At 51.7% G+C, this 21,537-nt stretch carries 21 protein-coding genes; 11 read left to right on the top strand and 10 right to left on the bottom strand.

From position 1 onward, the window contains the following. Positions 1-46 precede the first annotated feature (46 nt). The 6 genes from ACTJIK_RS01670 to mutY form a co-directional block, all read right to left on the bottom strand. Positions 47-1,426 carry a LutB/LldF family L-lactate oxidation iron-sulfur protein gene (locus ACTJIK_RS01670; RefSeq protein ID WP_440644523.1) on the bottom strand — a complete coding sequence of 460 codons (1,380 nt, stop codon included), beginning with the start codon at positions 1,424-1,426 and terminating at the stop codon, positions 47-49. A gap of 119 nt (positions 1,427-1,545) precedes the next feature. Continuing rightward, positions 1,546-2,130, bottom strand: a complete 585-nt coding sequence (locus ACTJIK_RS01665; RefSeq protein ID WP_440644522.1) for a DUF3109 family protein — start codon at positions 2,128-2,130, stop codon at positions 1,546-1,548. A 7-nt stretch (positions 2,131-2,137) separates the two neighbouring features. Next, positions 2,138-2,737: a gliding motility lipoprotein GldD gene (gene gldD / locus ACTJIK_RS01660; protein ID WP_440644521.1), complete on the bottom strand. Its 600-nt coding sequence runs from the start codon at positions 2,735-2,737 to the stop codon at positions 2,138-2,140. An 8-nt stretch (positions 2,738-2,745) separates the two neighbouring features. Beyond that, the gene (gene gldE, locus ACTJIK_RS01655; RefSeq protein WP_440644520.1) at positions 2,746-4,056 is read right to left on the bottom strand and encodes a gliding motility-associated protein GldE; all 1,311 of its coding nucleotides are present in this window, start codon (positions 4,054-4,056) and stop codon (positions 2,746-2,748) included. 174 nt (positions 4,057-4,230) lie between these two features. Next, positions 4,231-4,710 (bottom strand): single-stranded DNA-binding protein, encoded by a 480-nt coding sequence (locus ACTJIK_RS01650; RefSeq protein WP_440644519.1) that lies wholly within the window; start codon positions 4,708-4,710, stop codon positions 4,231-4,233. A 172-nt stretch (positions 4,711-4,882) separates the two neighbouring features. Continuing rightward, positions 4,883-5,932: an A/G-specific adenine glycosylase gene (mutY, locus tag ACTJIK_RS01645; RefSeq protein WP_440644518.1), complete on the bottom strand. Its 1,050-nt coding sequence runs from the start codon at positions 5,930-5,932 to the stop codon at positions 4,883-4,885. Between the two features lie 225 nt (positions 5,933-6,157). Here mutY and ACTJIK_RS01640 point away from each other — a divergent pair, with 225 nt between their 5' ends. The 4 genes from ACTJIK_RS01640 to ACTJIK_RS01625 all read left to right on the top strand — a co-directional run bounded on the left by ACTJIK_RS01640 (position 6,158) and on the right by ACTJIK_RS01625 (position 11,064). Beyond that, entirely contained in the window at positions 6,158-6,445 is a 288-nt protein-coding gene (locus ACTJIK_RS01640) for an HU family DNA-binding protein (protein ID WP_073084475.1), read from the top strand. 23 nt (positions 6,446-6,468) lie between these two features. Next, on the top strand, positions 6,469-7,326 hold the full coding sequence (locus tag ACTJIK_RS01635) for a tetratricopeptide repeat protein (RefSeq protein ID WP_440644516.1): 858 nt from the start codon (positions 6,469-6,471) through the stop codon (positions 7,324-7,326). A gap of 441 nt (positions 7,327-7,767) precedes the next feature. Next, positions 7,768-9,315 (top strand): Rne/Rng family ribonuclease, encoded by a 1,548-nt coding sequence (locus ACTJIK_RS01630; protein WP_440644515.1) that lies wholly within the window; start codon positions 7,768-7,770, stop codon positions 9,313-9,315. A gap of 129 nt (positions 9,316-9,444) precedes the next feature. Further along, a complete protein-coding gene (locus tag ACTJIK_RS01625; protein ID WP_440644514.1) occupies positions 9,445-11,064 on the top strand; it encodes a L,D-transpeptidase family protein in 1,620 nt (539 codons plus the stop codon). Positions 11,065-11,143: 79 nt separating this feature from the next. Here the strand turns inward: ACTJIK_RS01625 and ACTJIK_RS01620 are convergent, their stop codons facing one another. Next, positions 11,144-11,956 carry a lysostaphin resistance A-like protein gene (locus ACTJIK_RS01620; RefSeq protein WP_440644513.1) on the bottom strand — a complete coding sequence of 271 codons (813 nt, stop codon included), beginning with the start codon at positions 11,954-11,956 and terminating at the stop codon, positions 11,144-11,146. 99 nt (positions 11,957-12,055) lie between these two features. On the opposite strand from ACTJIK_RS01620, the gene ACTJIK_RS01615 reads away from it, so the two are divergent. The 7 genes from ACTJIK_RS01615 (at position 12,056) to ACTJIK_RS01585 (ending at position 17,280) form a co-directional block, all read left to right on the top strand. Further along, complete coding sequence (locus tag ACTJIK_RS01615) at positions 12,056-12,436, top strand: RidA family protein (RefSeq protein ID WP_440644512.1); 381 nt, start codon at positions 12,056-12,058, stop codon at positions 12,434-12,436. 5 nt (positions 12,437-12,441) lie between these two features. Further along, positions 12,442-13,089 (top strand): 3-hydroxyacyl-CoA dehydrogenase family protein, encoded by a 648-nt coding sequence (locus ACTJIK_RS01610; protein ID WP_440644511.1) that lies wholly within the window; start codon positions 12,442-12,444, stop codon positions 13,087-13,089. A 12-nt stretch (positions 13,090-13,101) separates the two neighbouring features. Continuing rightward, a complete protein-coding gene (tsaB, locus tag ACTJIK_RS01605) occupies positions 13,102-13,776 on the top strand; it encodes a tRNA (adenosine(37)-N6)-threonylcarbamoyltransferase complex dimerization subunit type 1 TsaB (protein WP_440644510.1) in 675 nt (224 codons plus the stop codon). A gap of 413 nt (positions 13,777-14,189) precedes the next feature. Further along, positions 14,190-14,441, top strand: coding sequence for an ArsR/SmtB family transcription factor (locus tag ACTJIK_RS01600; protein ID WP_244173086.1), 252 nt, complete (start codon positions 14,190-14,192; stop codon positions 14,439-14,441). Positions 14,442-14,648: 207 nt separating this feature from the next. Then, a complete protein-coding gene (locus ACTJIK_RS01595; protein ID WP_440644509.1) occupies positions 14,649-16,052 on the top strand; it encodes an MBL fold metallo-hydrolase in 1,404 nt (467 codons plus the stop codon). Positions 16,053-16,370: 318 nt separating this feature from the next. Continuing rightward, the gene (locus ACTJIK_RS01590; RefSeq protein WP_440644508.1) at positions 16,371-16,862 is read left to right on the top strand and encodes a BON domain-containing protein; all 492 of its coding nucleotides are present in this window, start codon (positions 16,371-16,373) and stop codon (positions 16,860-16,862) included. A gap of 43 nt (positions 16,863-16,905) precedes the next feature. Continuing rightward, positions 16,906-17,280 (top strand): LysM peptidoglycan-binding domain-containing protein, encoded by a 375-nt coding sequence (locus ACTJIK_RS01585; protein ID WP_440644507.1) that lies wholly within the window; start codon positions 16,906-16,908, stop codon positions 17,278-17,280. A gap of 60 nt (positions 17,281-17,340) precedes the next feature. On the opposite strand, the gene ACTJIK_RS01580 is transcribed toward ACTJIK_RS01585, so the two are convergent. Genes ACTJIK_RS01580 through ACTJIK_RS01570 form a run of 3 tightly spaced genes read right to left on the bottom strand, consistent with a single transcriptional unit; the run spans position 17,341 to position 21,511 of the window. Next, positions 17,341-18,237 (bottom strand): lysophospholipid acyltransferase family protein, encoded by an 897-nt coding sequence (locus tag ACTJIK_RS01580; protein ID WP_440644506.1) that lies wholly within the window; start codon positions 18,235-18,237, stop codon positions 17,341-17,343. 23 nt (positions 18,238-18,260) lie between these two features. Then, entirely contained in the window at positions 18,261-19,859 is a 1,599-nt protein-coding gene (gene nadB / locus ACTJIK_RS01575; RefSeq protein ID WP_440644505.1) for an L-aspartate oxidase, read from the bottom strand. A 29-nt stretch (positions 19,860-19,888) separates the two neighbouring features. Then, positions 19,889-21,511, bottom strand: coding sequence for a serine hydrolase domain-containing protein (locus ACTJIK_RS01570; protein WP_440644504.1), 1,623 nt, complete (start codon positions 21,509-21,511; stop codon positions 19,889-19,891). Positions 21,512-21,537: the final 26 nt, after the last annotated feature.

The raw sequence follows: 21,537 nt of genomic DNA, 5'->3' as shown, positions 1-21,537 counted from the left end.
AAAAGGGGCTGATCCCTCAGCCCCCGTATAAAAAAGATAATAAATTCTATTTTTTCCTTTCTTTCCACAGCTGGTTGAACGATTTGGGCGCGAATATGGGCAGCCCTCTTTCATCGTCGCCCCATGCGTTGCCGAACAGTTTCCCGATCACCAGGTTTTTGGTCTTGCCGCCTACCAGGTTCATCATGCGCCTGCTGAGGCAGGCTTGTTTCCAGCCAAACCAGCCGAGCTTTTCAGCGCCGGTGGTATGATGTTCTTCCACGGCCTTATGGCGGTTATGCAACAGCAGCTCGTGCAGGTTGATGCGCACCGGGCATACTTCCGTACAGTTGCCGCAGAGCGATGAAGCGAAGCTGAGGTGCATGTATTTCTCGATCCCCTGCAGGTGCGGGGTGATCACCGCGCCGATGGGGCCGCTGTAGGTGGTTTTGTAAGTATGGCCGCCAATGTTCTTGTACACCGGGCAGGCATTCAAACAGGAGCCGCAGCGGATGCAGTAAAGGCTTTCCCGGGCTTCAACGTCCTGCAGGATGTTCGTGCGGCCGTTGTCCAGGAATATTACGTACATCTCTTCCGGGCCGTCGATTTCGCCTTCCTGGCGGGGGCCGGTGAAAATGGTATTGTAGGAAGTGATCTGCTGGCCCGTGCCGTAAGTGGCCAGCAGCGGCCAGAACAGTGCGAGGTCGTTGATGGAGGGTAGCACTTTTTCGATGCCCACCAGCGCGATATGCGTTTTGGGGAAAGAAGTACTGAGGCGCGCGTTGCCTTCATTTTCGGTAACGGCGATGCCGCCAATGTCCGCAATGATGAAATTCGCGCCGGTGATGCCTACTTCCGCTTCCAGGTATTTCTGGCGGAGCTTGTCGCGTGCCACGAGCGTAAGCTCTTCGGGGCTGAGCGTGGGGCTGGAGCCGAGCTTCTCGTGGAAGAGCTGCGCCACCTGCTCCTTGCTTTTATGCATGGCGGGCGTTACGATGTGGTAAGGCGGCTCATCGTCCAGCTGCTGGATGTATTCGCCGAGGTCCGTTTCTACGCTCTCGATATTGTTTTCGTGCAGGAAATCGTTCAGGTGTATCTCTTCCGTGGCCATGGATTTGCTCTTCACCACGGTCTTGCAGTTCTTCGCTTTGCAGATGGCCAGTATCTCTTCGCGCGCCTGTTCGGCCGTTTCGGCCCAGATCACTTTACCGCCGCGTTTGATGAAGTTCATCTCGAAATCTTCCAGGTGCTTGTCCAGGTTCTCGATGGCTTTCCATTTCACGTTCTTGGCGCGTTCCCGCGCCGTTGGCAGATCTGCGAACTGGAGCTTGCCGTTCTTCACAGCGGCGTTATACTTGCCTATATTGAAGTTGATCGTTTTGCGGTGACCCAGATCAGCCGCTTTGATCTCGCTTTCGGAGAGAAAGGTGCTTGCCGTCTTGTTCATATGCCTGTAAAGATAGTCAAAAAGTGTTCGCGTGTTTTTGCGGGGCAAAGATTGCGCCTATTCTATCAATATTCAGAAAAATTATATCAATTATCATCCTGTACCTACCTGCCCGGTGGTTATTCATCGTCTTCCGTTTCGTATTGTTTGCTGGCGATCTTGTCCAGCACTTCGTAGAATTCTTCGCCGTATTTCCGCGTGATGGCCTCTTTCAGGAATTTGTACACGGGCACCTGGAGCTGGTTGCCGAGCTTGCACGCGGGTTTGCAGATGCTCCACTTGTCGTAGTTCACTGCTTCGAAGCTCTCGTATTTTGTAATGCGGATGGGGTAGAGGTGACAGGAAATGGGCTTCCGGTAATCGATGGCACCGGCTTTCCAGGCCTTTTCGATGCCGCAGCCTACAATGCCGTTATCGTCTATGGTGGCGTAGGCGCAGATGGCGCCGTTTACGATGGGGGTTACATGGCCGTGCTCATCGTCCCAGGTATGCAGCCCCGTGCGTTCTATTTCTTCAATGCCCTGCGGGCGGAGGAAGGGCTTTACTTTGGGATAGATCTTCTTCAGTATTTTCAGTTCTTCCTCTTCCAGCGGTGCGCCGCAATCTCCGGCCACACAACAGGCGCCCTTGCATGCGTTCAGGTTGCATACAAAGTTCTTTTCAACTACATCGTCACTGATGTATTTATCATCTATCACTATCATCGTTCGCTCAGTTAGCTTTCCATTTCAGCGTTTCGACCAGGTGCCGCATATCCTCTTCCAGGAATTTGTTCACCGGGGCCAGGGAATCCGCATTGGGCGGAGCGTAAAAATACAAAGCTCCGCGCAAAAAATGCGCATTGGAGTCCGTGGCGTAGAATTGTTTGGCGGAAGCGGCGTTGCCGCCCACTTCGTAGAACAGGCCATGCACGTTGTTGGGCGTGTGAATGTCCTGCTCCTCAATGGATTCCGCTTTATAGGTATGTTTGTAGGTCAGTTTGAAGGCATCGTTGATGAGCTTGTCCAGCGCATTTTTAGGGCCTATCACCTTGTAGCTCATGTAGATCTTGCCGTTCAGCTCAGGGACGTCCACATTGATCCACCAGGGATTTTCGGCTTTTTCATCAAAAAAGAGGCTGTCTTTCACGATGCGGGCATATACGGGGTACTCGAAAGTGTAGGGATAGCCCGGCTCGTTGAACACCTGGTATTTTTTCTCCGGGAGGTCTATGCGGAAGAAGCCCCTGGGCTTGGGTGTGTAGCCCTGTTGCTGGCAGGCGCCGAAAAAGGGCAGAAGGGCTGCCAGGACTAAATAGCGTAAATTTTTCACGGCCGGTCTCATTCAGTTTCAATACCAGATTTAATGCTCACCTGTACTTTCTGGATGCGCATCTTGGTCACTTCCAGGATGGTGAAATCGAAATTCCCGTAGCTGATCACGCTGTTCTCTTCGGGGAATTTCCCGGAAAGTTCCAGTATCAGCCCGCCGATGGAATCGCTTTCGCCTTTTACGGTTTCAAAGGTGTCCGGCGCGATGTTGAGGATGCGGCAAACGTCGTTCAGCATGGTTTTGCCTTCAAATACGTATGTATGCTCGTTTACCTTGTTGTAATTGAATTCTTCCTCGTCAAATTCATCCTTGATATCCCCGATCACTTCTTCCATGATGTCTTCCAGCGTCACGATGCCCGAGGTGCCGCCGAATTCGTCCACCACCACGGCAAAATGCATATGCCGCGTCTGGAACTCGTTCAGCAGGTCTTCGATGAGTTTATGTTCGTGCACAAAAAAGGGCTGGCGCAGTACTTCGTGCCAGTCGAAATCGTCCTTTTTATCCAGGTGCTGCAAAAGGTCTTTGGTATGCACCACGCCCACAATGGTGTCCAGGTTTACTTTATAAACGGGCAGGCGGGAGTAATGGAGGTCTGCCACCTGTTTCACGACCTGGCTGAAAGGCATGTCATATTCCAGGCCGTTCACGTCCAGCCGGGTGCGCATGATCTGTTTCACGGCAATGTTGCCGAATTTGAGGATGCCGCGCACGATATTCTTTTCTTCCTGTGAAGCGCCCGGTTCCACGCTCATTTCGATCACCTCGTCTATCTCGTGGTAGTTGATGGGGCGGGTGCTGCGGTGGAAAAGGCGCGCTTCGATGCCTTCGCTCATGTTCACGAAGAAGTCGCTCACCGGTTCCAGCGTGGCGTGGATGAGGTGCACGAACCAGGCGAAATAGGTGGCGAAGCGCATATTATTCTGGGTGGCCCATACGCGGGGAAGGATCTGGCCGAAGAACAGCAGCACGAAAGTGATGATGGCGATCCTTACGATGAAGGACAGGAATTCCAGGTCCCTTAACGTTTCCACCTGGGCGATCAGGTAATTGGTAATAAAAATGAAGGCGATGTTGAACAGGATGTTCGCGATCTGGAGCGATGCGAGCAGTGATTTGGGTTTTTCCAGCAGCCTGGTGATCATTTTACCGGCATTGCTCTGCCTGGTTTTGAGCACATTCAGGTCTTTATAATTCAGGGAAAAAAACGCCACTTCTGCCCCGGAAACAATGAAAGTGAGCAGTAACAAAATGAATATGACCAGCAGGAACACCACTATATTCAGGTTGGGTGCATTCGATGCCAGCTCTTGTAACAAAACACTCTTCGAAAAAATGCTAGCCGTCAGGTAAGCCAAGTTATAATGTATTGGTCAAAAATAATGGGAAAGTAATTCAGGTCTGTAATGATTGAATCGCTTTCCCGCATGCAAATATAAAGAATGTACCGTTACGGGCGGATAGTTGGAAAGATTTAACCTGCCGGGTGGGTGTTAGAACGGCAGATCGTCCGCCGGTTCGCTCATGGGAGGTATATCCAGGCCTGAATAACCTTCTCCGTGATGCGGGGCTCCGGTAGAGGTGGAGGTAGTGGTACCGGTGCTGTGATGGGGAACGGGGTGGTCGCCGTTGCTGACATCCATCCTTTTGTCCAGCATCACCAGGTTATCTCCCACCACTTCGGTGGCGAATTTTTTGTTGCCCTCCTTGTCTTCCCAGCTGCGGGTGCGGAGGCGTCCTTCGATATAAACGAGGCTGCCTTTGTGGAGGTACTTCTGGGCCAGTTCTGCCAGCCCTCTCCAAAGAACAACCGTATGCCATTCTGTTTGGGAAATCAACTTGCCGGCTCTGTCTTTAAACGTTTCGGTAGTGGCGAGGGAGAATTTAGCCACTGCAATATTACCTTCCAGGAATTGAACATCGGGGTCTCTGCCAAGATTGCCAATCAGGATTACTTTATTAACACCTCTCATAATTGTAGGTTTTAATCTGTCCGATATAAATTATTCATCTCACGGTCAACCTTACTAAAGTTAATGTTTTTTTCAAATCAAGGCATAGAATTTTTACCTTTTCCATTGACAGGTAAGGCTTACGGGTAAGGTTACAGGATGATATGGTACTAAAGCCGTTCCGGCACGTCGTCTATCGTTTCAGGTAATCGGTGATGATTTTCGGGAAGGCGTATTTCTCCAGCTGGTTGGCCGGCACGAGCATATAATCTTCCGGCAGGCTGAAATCGGGGGAGAGGCTGAAGCGGATGAAGCTGGCATGGATGGTTTGATGGGTAAGCTGCTGCTTCAGTTCCACGCCGGGTTCCAGCGCTTTGGCCTTGCCAGGCAGCAGGCGTTGAAAACCAGGGGTTTGGCGGAGGGCTTCAATACCGGCAGGGGCGGGAGTTTCCACGAGCGGGAATTCGTGCAGGTTCTGCCAGATGTCTTTGGCGGTGCGTTTGCGGATCCAGATCTTCCCGTTCTGTTCGAGGAGTAAAAAATGGAAATATCTTTTTTTTACGACTAATTTTTTGGATTTTACGGGTACGAGGTCTGTTAATCCTTTTTGAAAAGCTTCGCAGTGGAGCGAGAGCGTACAGGTTTTGCAGCGCGGCTGCTGAGGTTTGCAGACTACCGCCCCGAAATCCATAATCGCCTGATTATAAATGCCAGCCTGGTTTTTGGGGAGCACATCATTGGCCAGTAGAGTGAAAAGTTTTTTGCCAGCGGTGGTATCCACGGGCGTGTCTATGCCAAAATAGCGGGCGAGCACACGGTAAACATTTCCGTCGAGCACAGCGTGGGGAAGGTTGTAGGCAAAAGAAGCGATGGCGGCCGCGGTATATGCGCCAACGCCTTTGAGTGCGGCAATGCCTTCGTAGGTGTCCGGGAATTTGCCGGCGGCGGCGATGGAGCGGGCGGCGGCGAGCATATTTTTGCAGCGCGCATAGTAGCCGAGCCCTTGCCAGAGGCGGAAAACCTCTTCCTCCGGGGCTTTGGCGAGATCGTTCACGGTGGGGTACGCGGCGGTGAAACGTTCGTAATAAGGCCATCCCTGTTCCACGCGGGTTTGCTGCAGGATGATCTCCGATAACCAGATGAAATAGGGATTTTTTTCGTTCTTCCAGGGCATGCTCCGGTCGTTGTGGGAGCGGTTCCAGGTCAGAATACGGTCAGTAAAAAATCTTTTTGTATCGGTCATTTGGTCAAAATAATTTATATATGTCGATGTTTTTTTATATATTCGTGTTCTGAAAGTCTTTATTAGTGCTGACTTGCAGTGATTTAGGCATTAGCGGAAGCACAAATAAACGTATTTTTAGAACGCAGTATCTATAACAAAAAAAGATAAATTTTATTTGCTTGAAAATTCAGCAATTAAATTTTTTTTAATAACTTTGGAAAACAAGTAATCCTCCGCTTCATTATGAGAAAAGCTGATTTGATTAACAACATTGCTGAAAAAACCGGCATCCCCAAAGTAGATGTGTTAGTAACACTCGAAGCCATGTTCAAGGAAGTTAAGGAGGCGTTAGCAAATGGCGAGCATATCTACATCCGCGGGTTTGGTAGCTTTATCACGAAGAAAAGAGCTGCCAAGATTGGCCGTAACATCAAGAAGAACGTGGCCGTGGAGATCCCGGAACACTTCATTCCAGCATTTAAGCCATCTAAAGAGTTTGTAGCAGAAGTTAAAAAGCTCAAAAGTTCTTAGATTTGCATCCTAACATTTATTAGGTGCAAAGAAATCAACTACTCCTTCTTGGCCTTGCTGTTGCCGTGATTACGGTACTGTTTGCGTTTGGCCGTATAACGCCCAAAGTGCAGGGGCATGACCATGCCGGTCATGACCACAGCGCTGAAGGCGCTCCCATGGCGGGCGCTAAGGCTGCCGATTTTAATGATCTGCTCAAAAAGGCCAAGGAAAAAGTGCCTGCAGACAAGCTCGTGGAAATTACCGGGCTTGAAAATACTGTCGTACGCGGTGATGTCCAGACCCAGCAGATCACCGCTTACCGGCAATTGTACACTATCTGGGACAATCTGAACGAGCTCCCCATCGCTGCGCATTATGCCGCCGAAGCCGCTAAGTTGGAAAATTCGGGAAAAAGCCTCACCTTTGCAGCCAATTTATTTTTAGATCATCTCTCGCACACGCAGGACGCGGGCGTAAGACAGTGGGAGGCCGGCAAGGCCCTTGAGTTGCTTGACAGGGCTATCGCGCTTGAACCAAACAATGACACGCTGAAAGTAAAGAAAGGTACGCTGCTTGTTATCAGCAATAGCACGGCGCCCATGGAAGGCATCGGCATTCTGAGGGAAGTAGCGGAGCGGAACCCGGATTTCCTGGACGCTCAGCTTACTTTGGCCAACTTCAGTATCACCTCCGGCCAGTTCGACAAAGCGATCGAACGCATGGAAAAAGTGCTGGAACGCAAGCCCGATGAGCCGAAAGCCATGTTCCTGCTGGCAGTGGCCCATCAGAGCAAAGGCGAGAACGATAAAGCAATAGATCTTCTCCGTCAATGCCGCAAGCTGATCAAAGATCCGGCCCTGGCCGCTGAGATAGACGAGTATATAAAGAGCATTAAGTAATAATATTATAAAACATTAAAAACGTAAAAAGGTATGCCCTGCGGAAAGAAAAGAAAAAGACATAAAATCGCAACCCACAAACGCAAAAAAAGGTTGAGAAAAAACCGTCATAAGAAAGGTAAGAAATAATTCTCCTGTTTCCCCGCCATTTATACTAACAGGTATAAGTAGACGGTAGGGCCCGACACGATAAATTTTTTTAAGCGATCCTGCATGATTTTAGCTTTAATTGTTAAATTGCTAAAGTCATGCAGGTTGTTTTCGTAGTCCGGCCTACAGATTCCGGAACTTATCCTGTATATCACTGAACCCTTTGCACAATCCTCTCCTCGTAGTGAATCGCCGGTCCCAGATTCCGGCCTCTCATTTGGGCATGTTGTATTCCCGTGTTAACACTGCGGGTGCACTAAAGTGAAGTATTTATGGATAAAATTTTGACGCTTGAATAAGGAATTGATTATAAATGCAGCACCATCCGGTGTGGAAATTGCATTGCTGGAAGATAAGAAGTTAGTGGAGCTGCATCATGAAAGCGGCAATCCTAATTTTGCGGTAGGGGACCTTTATTTGGGCAAAGTAAAGAAACTCATTCCCGGCCTCAACGCGGCCTTTGTAGATGTAGGCTTCGAAAAAGACGCCTTCCTCCACTATACTGATCTCAGCCCCTACATCCGGTCTCTCTTAAAGTTCACCCAACAATCCATTTCGGATAAATCCGAATCGTTCGATTTCGGGAAATTCAAAAATGAACCGGAGATCATAAAGACAGGCAAGATCACCGAAGTGCTCGGCGGTAAACCCAACATACTCGTACAGATCCTCAAAGAACCCATTTCTTCCAAAGGACCCAGGCTCAGCTGCGAAATATCCCTGCCGGGCCGGTTCATCGTTATCACCCCCTTCAACAATATTGTGGCTGTATCCAAAAAGATACATTCATCGGAGGAAAGGAAGCGGTTGCAGAAGATCGTAGAGGCCATCAAACCGCCCAATTTCGGGGTGATCGTACGCACCGCCGCCGAAGGAAAGAAAACCGCCGAACTGCACGAAGACCTGACCACCCTGGTGAACACCTGGAAAACCATCCAGGAGAACCTGCGCAACGGCCAGGCCCCGCAAAAGATACTCAGCGAGCAGACCAAGACTACCAGCATCCTGCGCGACCTGCTCAACGAAAGCTTCAACCGCATCGTGATCAATGATAAAAATATTTATACGGACACCAAGACGTATATCCAGAAGATCGCGCCGGAAAAGCAGGACATCGTGACCTATTACCACAACGGCGCCCCCATCTTCGACCATTTTGGCGTTACCCGCCAGGTAAAGGCGTCGTTCGGTAAAACCGTGAACCTGGACAGCGGGGTGTACCTCATTATCGAAGCCACCGAAGCCCTGCATGTGATAGACGTGAACAGCGGCTATAAAAGTTCCAGCAACAACCAGGAGCAGAACGCCCTCGCCTCCAACCTGGAAGCAGCGGCAGAGATCGCGCGCCAGCTGCGCCTGCGCGACCTGGGCGGCATCATCATCATCGATTTCATCGATATGAAGCTGCCGGAGAACAAAAAAACGGTGTACGAAGCCATGGAGCGGTTCATGGCGCCGGACAGGGCCAAACACACCATCCTGCCCATTTCCAAGTTCGGCCTGATGCAGATCACCCGCCAGCGCGTGAAACCGGAGATCACCATTTCCGTGGCCGAAGATTGCCCGGCCTGTAAAGGCACCGGCAAAATAGGCGCTTCCATGCTGATCGTTGAGGACATCGAAAAGAACCTCCTGTACCTGCTCAACCACCAGCACAAAGGCCTCACCATCCGCATGCACCCGATATTGTACGCCTTCCTCACCAAAGGCTGGCTGCGGAGCCGCCAGTGGAAATGGTACTTCGCCCACAAAAAATGGATCAAGCTGCGGGCGGATTCCAACTATCACCTCACGGAATACCACTTCTTTGACGCCAACGACGAAGAGATCAAATTGTAAAAAAAGATATTGCAAAAGGGGCGTGCCAGACAAATGGTACGCCCTTTTGCATGATTGTTGCTGAATTGTTGATAGCCATTCAACATACACGGTATTCAATTGTTATACCTCGTAAACCACTCCGTTTCTATGCTGAAAAAATACCTGCTGCCCGCATTCGCCGTCCTGACCCTGGCCGCCTGTAAACAAGGCGGACAATCGAAGTCTGAAGCCATCAACCGCGATACCACGCACTACACCAAAGAGGAATACATCGCCCAGGCGCTGGACAGCAACCAGGTTGGCGACTTCCTTGCCCGGCATGCGGAATTCGGGCCCTACAGCGAACTGATCAAAGACTTTTACCGCAAACGCGATTTCCACTATGCATGGATCAACGAAGAAGGCATCACCGAACAGGCCGGCGGCCTGCTGAACATGATGCGCCAGGATGCGGAAAGCGGCATCAAAGACAGCACGCTGAACAACAGCCGCGTGAGCGCCCTCTACGATTCCATCGCGCTGATGGGCGACAGCCTCAACCGAAGGGATACCATCGTATCCGTTGCAGAGCTGAGCCTCACCGGGCAGTTTTTCGTATATGCGAATAAGGTATGGGGGGGCATGACCAGCGACAATGCCAAAGACCTGGAGTGGTTCATCCCCCGCAAAAAGATCAACGTGGAAAGCCTGCTGGACTCGATCGTCCGCAACCCGAGGAAAGCGCTGGCCTCAACAGAGCCTGTGAACCGCCAGTACAAGCTGCTCCGCGACGAGCTTACTAAAATGGGCGACTTCGTGAAAAAGTATCCGCAGCATGATTCCATCAGGCTGGCGGATAAAAAGAAAACATTCAAATCCGGCGATTCCTCCGATGTGATCGCCGCCGTAAAATCGCGCCTGGCGCTTTACGGTGATTATAAAGAAAAAGACACTACTACGAAGTTCACGCCCCTGCTGGATTCCGCTTTGCGCAATTACCAGGCCCGCATGGGCCACAAGCCGGACGGCATTATCCGCCAGCAAACCGTGGATGCGCTGAACCGCCCGCTGCAGCACTACATGCACCAGCTGTTGCTCAACATGGAGCGCCTGCGCTGGGTGCCTGTGGAAGTGACGACGGATTACATCCTGGTGAACATCCCCGAGTTCCGGCTGCATGCATATGAAGACGGTAAGCTGGCCTGGAGCTGCAACGTGGTGGTGGGCACACCCGGCGCCAGCACGGTGATCTTCAGCAAAGAAATGCAGTACGTAGTGTTCAGCCCTTACTGGAATGTGCCGCCCGGCATCCTCAAAAAAGAAGTGCTGCCCGGCATCCGCAAAAGCGGCAGCGCGTACCTGCGGAGGCATAACATGGAGATGACCGGCAGCGGCAACAATATTAGCGTGCGGCAGAAACCCGGGCCCAGCAACTCCCTCGGCAAAGTGAAATTCCTTTTCCCGAACGAATACAACATCTACCTGCACGACACCCCGGCCAAAAACCTTTTCAACGAAGCCAAACGTTCCTTCAGCCACGGCTGCATCCGCGTATCGGAGCCCAAACGCCTGGCGCAATGGGTGCTGCGGAAAGACTCCAGCTGGACGGAACAGAAGATAGACGCCGCCATGAACGCGGGCAAAGAAAAGTATGTCACGCTGAAGACGAAGCTTCCCGTGTACATCGGGTATTTCACTGCCTGGGTAGACAGCCAGGGCCGGCTCAATTTCCGCGACGACGTATACGGCCACGACGCCAAGCTGGCGAAATTGTTATTTGGTCAATGATAAGCGGTTTGCAACACTGCATTGCTTTGCCTGGGGCGGCTTTTGGTCGATGATAAGCGGCTTTGCGTTCCTTGCTTTCTTATTTGGTCAGCAGCACGGCTTTCGGGCGGATCTTTTCCGGCAGCGGTTTGGCCGCGGCGGGAGTAAGTTTCCTGAGCATGAAATAACCTGCCGTGAGCACCACCACGCATCCTGCGATGATCATCGTGTACATCACCGGCGACGCTGCCATGAACTGGAATGTGCCCGCCGAAATAAGCAGGGCGGCTGCAACGTTATGTGTAAGGTGTATGAGGAAGCAGGAGCAGAGGTCGCGAAAGCGGAGGTAGAATATGCCCGTGAGCAGCCCGAGCAGGAAGGTGCCCGGCATTTGCGCGGGATCGGGATGGGCCAGCATAAAAAGCAGCGAGCTTTGCAGCAGGGCCACGCCGCCGGAGTACCGGTGCAGCAAGGCTTCCATAATAATGCCGCGGAACAGCAGCTCTTCCATAAAAGCGGTCAGCATTACCGATACAATGATCATATAGCCGGAGCCGGTGTGGATGGAGGTAAATGACAGTTCGGGCCAGGCAGGGAGGGGCAGCAGGTAGCCGAGCCCGTCTTTCACCATTACCAGCGCAAGCGCCATGGAGAATGCCATCAGGAAGGTTTCCACTGAAATATTGATCTTCGGGATGAGCCGGAAATTATCCTTTTTATTGATGAGCGTGCAAAGAATAACGCTGATGCCGCTGAGCAGGTGAATAGTGATGAGCAGGGAAGTGTACAGCAAAAGGTCGCTGCCGGTAAAAAAATAAAGAAGGCCGGCACCGGCAATCCAGCCGGCATAAAGGCTGAGCTGCATTTTCCATGCGCCGTTTAATGAAAGACCATACTGGGTTTTGACATACATAACCGTGCGGATAATGTTGCGGGATACGGTGCTTCTTTGGTTGACACTATAATGCTAATATAAGCAATTTGCGTATCTAAAATCTTATTTTTTCCGCATATGGAAAAACTGATCATCAACACCAATAATGCCCCGGCGCCTATCGGGCCGTACAACCAGGCCGTGAAAGCCGGCAACATGCTGTTCATTTCAGGGCAGATAGCCATAAACCCTGAAACCGGGCAGCTGGAGAAAGATGATATCATCACCGAAACGCACCGCGTGATGCAGAACCTGCGGAACATCCTGACGGAAGCCGGCATGGAGTTCTCAGACGTGGTAAAGAGCACTATTTTTATTACGGATATGAATGATTTTTCGCAGATCAACGAAGTGTACGGAAAATATTTCTCCGGCTACTTCCCCACCCGCGAAACCGTGCAGGTAACGGCTTTGCCAAAAGGCGTGAATGTTGAGATTTCCATGATCGCTGTTAAATAGACCGTATGGACATCCTCGTAACAGGCGAAGCCACGCGCTGGGAAGCCTTCCGCGCTGCCCGCAGCACCGGGGGCCACAATTGCACCTGGGAGCCGGAACTGCAGCTTATCAGCAGCGAAACGGACCTGGTGATAGACCTTTCGCTGGACGAGCGGCCGGAGAACCTTATGCTCTATGCAATGAAGCCGGAGGTGCCCGTGCTGGGCTGCCTCGTGAAACTATCGCCTCCAGTATGGGAACAGTACCCGCATATTTATGCGGCAAACTGGCTGCCCGGCTTCATGGGCATGAACCCGCTGGAAACTGCATTATCCGCAACCGGTGATGGTGAAAAGTTTGATGAGCTGATGAAAGCGCTGGGATGGGATTACCAGCTGGTGAAAGCCGCAACGGGGATGGTAACGCCGAGGGTGGTATCCATGATCATCAACGAAGCCTATTTTACCGCGGCGGAAGGCACCGCTTCGCGGGAAGACATTGATACATCCATGAAACTGGGCACCAATTATCCTTTCGGCCCTTTTGAATGGAGCAAGAAAATAGGCCTGCGCAACGTATACGAAATACTGCAGGCCGTTTACCAGGAAACCGGCAACGAACGTTACCAACCCAGCCCGCTGCTGCGGGAGGAATACGAGGCGCTGCCGTTCTAAAAGAATTATAGTTTGGCACTGATCTTACATATCGACACAGCCACCGCGCTGGGCTCCGTATGCCTTTCGAGGGATGGGGAAGAGCTTGAGACCTTGCACAATGCAGACCAGAAAGACCATGCCGCAACGGCAGGCCTGTTCATCCAGCGCCTGCTTGCCGGCCACGGCATCAGGCACGAAGAGCTGGACGCCATTGCGGTGAGCGCCGGCCCCGGTTCATATACCGGTCTGCGTGTGGGCGCCGCCACCGTAAAAGGATTATGCTATGCCTGGAAAAAACCGCTGATCGCAATATCCACTTTACAAATGATGGCCTCGGGGTTGCAGGCGGAATACCCGCAGGATGCCTGGTACGTTCCCATGATCGATGCGCGGCGGATGGAAGTGTTTACCGCGGTGTATAACAATACATTACAGGCCGAAATGCCTCCGCAGGCGATGGTACTTTCACCGCATGCATTCAGTGCCCTTTTAGGGCAGAAAACGACATTTTTCTTCGGTGACGGTGCCCCCAAATGGCAAGAATTGTTAGGATCGCCTACAAATGCCATTTTTCCCCCCTATCAGATTTCCGCCGCACATATGATACCTTTGGCCGAGAAAGCCTTTGCCAGCAAGGATTTCCAGGATGTGGCGTACTTCGCTCCGCACTATCTCAAAGCCTTCTTCCACCCCGGAAAACAATAACATCCTCCATTTTTTTAGCAGATTTTTAGCATTTCGCCGCATCATATTACGCATTGAAACGCGTTATAATCTGAGAACGGCAGTATGGACAGTAAAACGCGCCCGGAAATGTCATGCGAGCGTCAAATTGTGGAAAAAAGGGGCATATTCCGAATTATATATTAAAAAAGAAGGTATAGAAATTTTTTTTATTGTGACAGATATTATAATTTTGTATAATCAATATCCGTGGTTGTTGTCTAACAATCGCGTTTTACTGTCCGTTGATCCCTGTCATTTCGTTTATTTTTAAAAACTATTTTGCGATGGAAAAACAATTATTAACTACCTCTTCTAATACTCTTATTATTTCTAGAGGTAACAATGAAAAAGATCAGATCAAATTGGATTACATTGCCGTTAAAAAGGCCGCGATGGTGTTGAGAGCGATCAACCACAAACTGCGCCAGCAAATGATCAAGCTGCTGGAGGACCATAAGCGCATGACTGTAACGGAGATCTATGTGAAGCTGCGTTTGGAACAGTCTGTAGCAAGCCAGCACCTGGCCATCCTGAGGCGCGCGGGCATCGTGATTACCGAAAGAGACGGTAAGTTTATCCACTATACCATCAACAAGCAGCGTATTGCCGAAGTAGCTAAGTTTGTCGAAGAACTGGTGGGATAATCCATCTACAATCTTTTTCCAAAAAAGTGGCCTGAAGAGAGGCCCTGCACCATACTGAAACTGACTGTCTTCTCCTCCGGGGAAGACAGTCTTTTTTATGCCCTTTTATCCCCCTTATCCTACCGGGCAACAGTTTGACCGGGCGCTGACAACCGTCATCGGCCGTTGAAAAACTTCTTCGTATTTTTGCCAAAATCAAAAACCATTATGTTCATTAAGCAGTTGTATACAGGTTGCTTATCGGAAGCAGCATATTACATAGAGTCCGAAGGGGAAGCCGCTATCATAGACCCGCTGAGAGACATCGAGCCTTACCTGGAGCTTGCGCATGAAAGGAACGCCTCCATCAAATATATTTTCGAAACACATTTTCACGCGGATTTTGTTTCCGGCCACCTGGACCTTGCGGCAGCCACCAAAGCGCCTATCGTGTATGGTCCCGAGACGGTGACCAGCTTCCCCGTGCATATAGCCAAAGACGGAGAGGATTTTAAAATAGGGAAGGTGACCATAAAAGCCCTGCACACGCCGGGCCACACCATGGAATCTACCTGCTATCTGCTGCTGGATGAGAAAGGGGAGCCTAACGCGATTTTCACCGGCGATACTTTATTTGTCGGGGATGTGGGTCGGCCGGACCTCTTCAGCGGGAGCCTCAGCAAGGAAGAACTTGCAGGCTACCTGTTCGAATCGCTGAAGAACAAGATCAAGACCCTGCCCGATCATGTAACCGTGTATCCCGCGCATGGCCCGGGCTCCGCGTGCGGCAAAAATCTCGGTCCCAATACTTACAGCACCATTGGCGACGAAAAGCGCGGCAATTATGCGCTGCTGGCAGAAGACAAGGCGGATTTCATCAAACAGGTGACCGAAGGGCTGGCTGCGCCTCCGCAGTATTTCCCCATCAACGCGCAGATCAATAAAGAAGGTTACGACGCGATGAACACCATCATGGAAAGAAGCCTGAAACCCTTATCTATAAAAGATTTTTCAGAAAAGGCCGCTGCCGGCGCCGTGATACTGGATACCCGGAACGCGAATGTTTTTACGGAAGGTTTTGTGCCCGGTTCTATCAGCATCGGCCTGGAAGGCCGCTTCGCGGAATGGGCGGGAAGCCTGCTGCCTTTTAACCAGCCCATGCTGCTGGTAACGGCGGCCGGGCAGGAAGAAGAAACGATCGTAAGGCTGGCCCGTGTTGGTTTCGATAAGGTGGAAGGTTACCTGGAAGGCGGTTATGAAGCCTGGCAGGCTGCCGGTGAAAAGATCGACCTGGTCATTTCCGTGGATCCCGATGAACTGGCGATGGACATTCCCCACGATCCGAACCTGGTAGTGGTGGACGTGCGCAAGCCCGCAGAGTATGCGGACGGGCATATTAAGAACGCCATCAACATCACACTCGGTGAAATGACCGATCCCGGCACCCTCGCGGACCTGGACGATCACATGAACCTCTACGTTCACTGCCAGGGCGGTTACCGCAGCGTTATAGCCTGTTCCATCATGAAACGGGAAGGCATTCACAACCTCCGCAATGTGAACGGCGGATACGGCAAAATGAAAGACCAGGAAGGGCTGACAACGGTGCAGGAGAAGAACATCCTGAACTAAGCTTTTCCAGACGATACCGAACGCCGGGGCATTGCTCCGGCGTTTTTTATTTCCATGCGGAATCAAATGTTAATGGGACCAACCACATTTTCATCATTGCCAACATGCGCACGCAAGCTCGTTGGCTGCGGTTATGCTGCTGCCTTTGCCATGGTTTGTCATACTTCGTTATATAGTTTGCGGTTTAAACACATATAAAGTTTTACACTTACATTTATTATTTACTATTGCATAAATAATTGCTTAACAATTAATTAAACGAAAAAATAATTGTCGTTTAGCCCGGAATTGGCTAAATTCCTATAAAATTCTAATCATATGAAACAACGCAAACCCATTTTGCTCGCCTTCCTGTTGGGGATAGGCGTGTTCCTTTATGCTTGTAAGCCAAGCGATGCAAAACTCCAGAAGGAAGTGAACGACAAGCTGTCTACCGCTTCGCCGGGTGTGATAGCCGAAGTAAAGGGAGGTGTTGCCACCCTCAGTGGAGAAGTGATGGACGATGCAGCCAAAACCGCAGCTGAAGACGCAGCCAAAAGCGTAAAAGGCGTTAAATCCGTTGTGAACAACGTTATGCTCACCCCGCCTCCTCCGCCCGCCCCGCCGGTATCCATTAACCCGGACGATGTGCTCAAATCCAGCGTGGATTCTTCCATTAATGCAGCGGGCATTACCGGGGTAACCGCTACCATTGCGAACGGCGAAGTGACCCTCACCGGCACCATCAAAAAAGCGGACCTCCGCAAAGTGATGCAGGCGGCCAATGAAGCCAAGCCCAAAAAGGTGAACAACAAACTCACCCTGCAATAGTCACGGCTTTTCAATCCACCATTAACCTTAAAAAAGTACGATCATGGCATTACAAGATAAATACGCAGAACTCGTTCAGGCAGCCAACACCGGCGGCGTTAGCAGCCTGCAGGTAGCGGAACAGAACGGCGTGCTGTATGTAACCGGCACAGCGCCATCTTCAGCGGTAAAAGACCAGCTCTGGGGCATCTACGAAAAACTGGACCCGGAAATGCGCGCGGGAGATCTTGTGCTGAACATATCCCTGGCCGAAGGCGCCGAACAGGAATATGAAGTACAGGCGGGCGATAACCTCAGCAAGATCGCGAAGAAATACCCCGGCCTTACCTGGCAAAAGATCTTTGAAGCGAATAAAGACAAGATAAAAGATCCTGATATGATCCAGCCGGGCTGGAAACTGAAAATACCTTCGGCATAACCTTGTCTGAGTCATAAAAAGTAAAACCCCGGCCGCAATGGCCGGGGTTTTTTATGTCTTTCAGCGCGGGTAGTCTTCGCCGCCGTTCTCAAACGCATACTCATCCTTATACTCATGTTTCCAGCGGCGGTGGCTCCACACCCATACTTCCGGCTGCTCGCGGATGTTCCGCTCAAGGAACTGTACAAACGCTTCGGTGACGCGGCCTTCCGGCTCGTTGATCGGGTTTTCGAACGCGAGGGTAAGCTTTGCTTTGTAATAACCTCTCCGCACTTTCCGGATATCGCCAAATACCACAGGGATGTTGTAACGGCGCGCGCTCATTTCAGGGCCTTTGTAGAAAGCGGTCATCTTATTGAGGAAAGGGTACCAGTAGCAGCGGCGCGGGTTGCCTGGGTTCTGGTCCGCCACCAGGCCCAGCAGGTATTGTTTCCCGATCCAGGGAGCCATACCGTTGCGCATATCGTTGGCAGGTATCATCACTGAACCGAATTTCTCGCGGAAGTGCCTGAACATGCGGTTTACCGCGGAATTGCTGATGGGCATGAACACAACGAGGAAAGGAAACTGCACGCCGTTCTTGGCAAAAAGGTTCGCCCATTCCCAGTTGAAATTATGGCCCAGGTGGAGCTGCACGCTCCGGCCTTCCGCATAGATCTTATGAAAAACGGAAAGGTCACAGTCAAAACGTTTGTTCAGCGATTTGCTGCTCATGGTAAGCAGCTTGATGGTTTCCACCATCATATCCGTCAGGTTGCGGTAGTATTTGCGGGCCAGCAGCCTGCGCTCTTTGTCTGTTTTTTCGGGGAATGCCTGGCGAAGGTTTTCCAGCACCACTTTGCGGCGGTACCCGAGTATATGGTACACGAGCACGTACAGCCCGTCGCTGATGAAATAAAGCAGCCACAGGGGAAGGATGGAAACGCCGTAACAGAATGCCAGTAAAATATAATACATGGATCGCTTTCTCTTTAAGTACCCTACAGGATAATATTTTCGACGAGGTCGCTTTTGTATGGATAATCGGTGTTGTAATGCAGGCCCCTGCTTTCTTTGCGGAAGGCCGCCCCTTTCACGATGAGGTACCCCGCCGTGATAAGGTTGCGCAGTTCGCAAAGCTGAGGTGATACGGCGGTTTCCTTATACAGGGCTTCCGTTTCGAGATGCAGTATGTCCAGCCTGCGCATAGCGCGCTCCAAACGCACATTGGTGCGCACGATGCCCACGTAGTCGCTCATGATCTGCTTCAGCTCTTTAAGGCTTTGCGTAATGAGGATCATTTCGCGGGGAGCGGTGGTACCCAGGGTATTCCAGTCCGGCACATTTTCTTTCAGCCTGATGGTATCTATCACTTTCACCGCATCCAGGTAACAACGGTGGGCGAATACCATGGCTTCCAGCAGGGAGTTGGAAGCGAGGCGGTTTGCCCCGTGAAGCCCTGTGCTGGCGCATTCGCCGGCTGCGTACAGGTTGCGGATGGAAGTATGGCCGTGCTCGTCGGTCTTAATGCCGCCGCAGCTGTAGTGCGCGGCCGGGGCCACGGGTATCATATCCCTGCTAACGTCTATGCCTATGGATTTGCACTTTTCGTAGATGTTCGGGAAGTGATGAATGAACTTCTCCATGTCCATATGCCGGCAATCGAGATACACATGTTCGGTACCGGTGATCTTCATTTCACTGTCTATCGCGCGGGCCACAATATCGCGGGGGGCGAGGCTGAGGCGCTCATCATATTTGTGCATGAAGTCTTCCCCGTTCTTGTTGCGCAGGATGCCGCCGTCGCCGCGCACGGCTTCGGTGATGAGGAACGAAGGGCTTTCGCCGGGCTGGTAGAGGGCGGTGGGGTGGAACTGGATGAACTCCATGTTCTCGATCCTGCCCTTTGCGCGGTAAACCATGGCCACGCCGTCGCCCGTGGCTATCACGGGATTGGTGGTGGTGCGGTATACCTGCCCGTTGCCGCCGGTGGCCAGCAGCGTGAGCCGCGACAATATCTTTTCTATCTTGTTGGTCTTGAGATTGAGGACGTAGATGCCGTAACACTCAATGTCCTGCGTGGATTTTGTAACCAGGTAACCCAGGTGGTGCTGGGTGATCAGTTCCACCACGAAGCAGTGGGTGATCAGTTCAATATTTTTTTTGCGGCGGACGGCTTCGAGCAGGGCGCGTTCTATTTCGCGGCCCGTCACGTCTTTGTGGTGGATGACGCGGAACTCGGAATGCCCGCCTTCTTTGCCGAGGGCATAGTCGCCGTCAGGCGATTTGTCGAACTGGGCGCCCCAGGAGATAAGCTCATTCACCCGGTCCGGGCCTTCTTTCACCACGATCTCCACCACCTGTTCGTTGCAGAGGCCGTCTCCCGCGATCAGGGTATCTTCGATGTGCTTTTCAAAGCTGTCGTTCTCCAGGTCATTCACCACGGCTACGCCGCCCTGTGCATATTTGGTATTGGTTTCGTCTTCCCGGGTTTTGGTAATGATGGTTACCTTTTTATCCGGACATTGCTCGGCCACTTTCAGGGCATACGTGAGCCCTGCAATTCCTGAGCCTACTACCAGGAAATCTGTTTGATGCATAGAACATCAAAATTAGGTAATTATACCCGTTATTTAACCTTTACGAAGGGGATGTTCCGCGCTCTGCCGGGGGATATTTTAAAGCCGGATATCCTGTTCTGCGCGTCCCGTTCGAAGTACAGCGGCCCGTAGGGGCTGTCGAACCCGTCCCGGTACTGTGGCGTGAGGGGAAATTTCTGGTCGATCTTTTGAATGAACCATATGGCAGTGCCTTCGGCTTTGATGGTGATGGGCGCATCCGCTTCTTCGGAATAATATTCGCCGGCATAACGGGCGGCAGCGCCGTCGTTGTTTATATTGGCGAACTCGACGGCGGTATAGAGGAGGCTGTCGCTGTTGGGCATGATCTGCACGAACTGCCCTTCAGAAAATAAGACCGTGCTGCCCGCGGCGGTCTTGAAGGTGTTTTTCGCTGCAGGCAACAGCGGGGTGCTGCCAAAGAGAAGGCTGTCGTTATGCAGCGATAATTTAATTCCGCGGCCGTCAGAACTGCGTTTATACCAGCCCGTATAATTCCGGAGCATTTCCTCAGTTGTTTTAAAAGTGCTTTTAACCGCAGGTTTCTTGGCGGCCGCGGGTTCCGGCACAAAAATATTGCGAGCCAGCGAAGCGGGGTTGGTAGAATCACCGTCGAACGCGGAAGTGTTGCTGAGGAAAGCGAACACCAGCCCGAGTTTCGGGAAATATTCCAGGTTGGCCCGGTAGCTGGCGGTGGCGCCGCTGTGGATGATGGCGTCCTGCCCGTTGACGGGCGTTATCACCAGGCCGGCGGCATAGTTGCCAGGCTTGCCGTTATTGAAGTTCCCGGTTTTGACCTGTTGCGGGTAAAGGGACGGAGAACCGAATTTCCCGCTGCTGTAAAACTCCGTCCATTTAATGAGCTCTTCGGCGGTGGTGAGCAATCCGCCCTGGCCGTACACGCTTTCGTTGGGCATGTCGTTCTCAAAACCCCTGTTCGTGCGGGCATAGGCCATGGCACGGTTTTTTACAACCAGGCGGTAGCTGAGCCGCCATACGCTCAGCGGCATACCGGCGGGCTGGAAAATGGCTTGTTCGGAGAATCTTGCCAGTTCGCGGCCGGTTATCCTTTTCACCACGATGGCCAGCAGGTTGTAATTAGAGTTGCTGTAGATATATTCCGCGCCCGGCACATTGTTCAGGGTTTTCTGCCTGATCATGATGGCCAGCGCATCGTCGTTGCTATATCCTTTTGTGCCGCGCGGCCAGCCGCTAATGCCTGCTATGCTTCCCCAATCCTTCAGCCCGCTGGTATGCTGCATCATCTGCCTGAGCGTGATGGGATAGCCATAATCAGGCAGCTCGGGCACGTATTTGTGAATGTCATCGTCCAGGGAAAGTTTGCCCTGCTGCTCCAGCAGCAGGATAGCGGCGGCGGTGAACTGCTTGCTCACTGAGCCCGCTTCGATGAGGGATTGTGCAGTCATGGGCACGTTATGCTCCAGGTCCGCCATGCCCCAGGCTTTTGAAAAGATCACTTTGCCGTTCCGGCTGATGGCCATCTGAGCGCCCGGCCCTTCAGGCTTATATCTTGCAAAGGCGGCTTCAATACGGGTAAGGGTATCCTGCCAGGTTTGCGCATAAGCTCCGGCGGCGGAAAAGGCAACGAAGAAAAGGAGAAGGAATCTTTTCATGTGGGGTAAGGGTTTCTATAAAAATA

The organism is Chitinophaga sp. 22620 (assembly GCF_052044405.1).
In the GTDB taxonomy this organism is placed as follows: domain Bacteria; phylum Bacteroidota; class Bacteroidia; order Chitinophagales; family Chitinophagaceae; genus Chitinophaga.
The sequence above is the reverse complement of the archived record's forward strand: the minus strand, read 5'-3'. Positions and strand labels throughout refer to the sequence as shown.

Coding starts and splice junctions, on each gene's coding strand:
- ACTJIK_RS01620 (WP_440644513.1), bottom strand. CDS start 11,956: ATGTATGTCAAAACCCAGTATGGTCTTTCATTAAACGGCGCATGGAAA.
- ACTJIK_RS01625 (WP_440644514.1), top strand. CDS start 9,445: ATGCTGAAAAAATACCTGCTGCCCGCATTCGCCGTCCTGACCCTGGCC.
- ACTJIK_RS01595 (WP_440644509.1), top strand. CDS start 14,649: ATGTTCATTAAGCAGTTGTATACAGGTTGCTTATCGGAAGCAGCATAT.
- ACTJIK_RS01590 (WP_440644508.1), top strand. CDS start 16,371: ATGAAACAACGCAAACCCATTTTGCTCGCCTTCCTGTTGGGGATAGGC.
- ACTJIK_RS01585 (WP_440644507.1), top strand. CDS start 16,906: ATGGCATTACAAGATAAATACGCAGAACTCGTTCAGGCAGCCAACACC.
- ACTJIK_RS01570 (WP_440644504.1), bottom strand. CDS start 21,511: ATGAAAAGATTCCTTCTCCTTTTCTTCGTTGCCTTTTCCGCCGCCGGA.
- ACTJIK_RS01610 (WP_440644511.1), top strand. CDS start 12,442: ATGGACATCCTCGTAACAGGCGAAGCCACGCGCTGGGAAGCCTTCCGC.
- mutY (WP_440644518.1), bottom strand. CDS start 5,932: ATGACCGATACAAAAAGATTTTTTACTGACCGTATTCTGACCTGGAAC.
- ACTJIK_RS01615 (WP_440644512.1), top strand. CDS start 12,056: ATGGAAAAACTGATCATCAACACCAATAATGCCCCGGCGCCTATCGGG.
- ACTJIK_RS01670 (WP_440644523.1), bottom strand. CDS start 1,426: ATGAACAAGACGGCAAGCACCTTTCTCTCCGAAAGCGAGATCAAAGCG.
- nadB (WP_440644505.1), bottom strand. CDS start 19,859: ATGCATCAAACAGATTTCCTGGTAGTAGGCTCAGGAATTGCAGGGCTC.
- ACTJIK_RS01650 (WP_440644519.1), bottom strand. CDS start 4,710: ATGAGAGGTGTTAATAAAGTAATCCTGATTGGCAATCTTGGCAGAGAC.
- ACTJIK_RS01580 (WP_440644506.1), bottom strand. CDS start 18,237: ATGTATTATATTTTACTGGCATTCTGTTACGGCGTTTCCATCCTTCCC.
- ACTJIK_RS01665 (WP_440644522.1), bottom strand. CDS start 2,130: ATGATAGTGATAGATGATAAATACATCAGTGACGATGTAGTTGAAAAG.
- ACTJIK_RS01600 (WP_244173086.1), top strand. CDS start 14,190: ATGGTGTTGAGAGCGATCAACCACAAACTGCGCCAGCAAATGATCAAG.
- ACTJIK_RS01640 (WP_073084475.1), top strand. CDS start 6,158: ATGAGAAAAGCTGATTTGATTAACAACATTGCTGAAAAAACCGGCATC.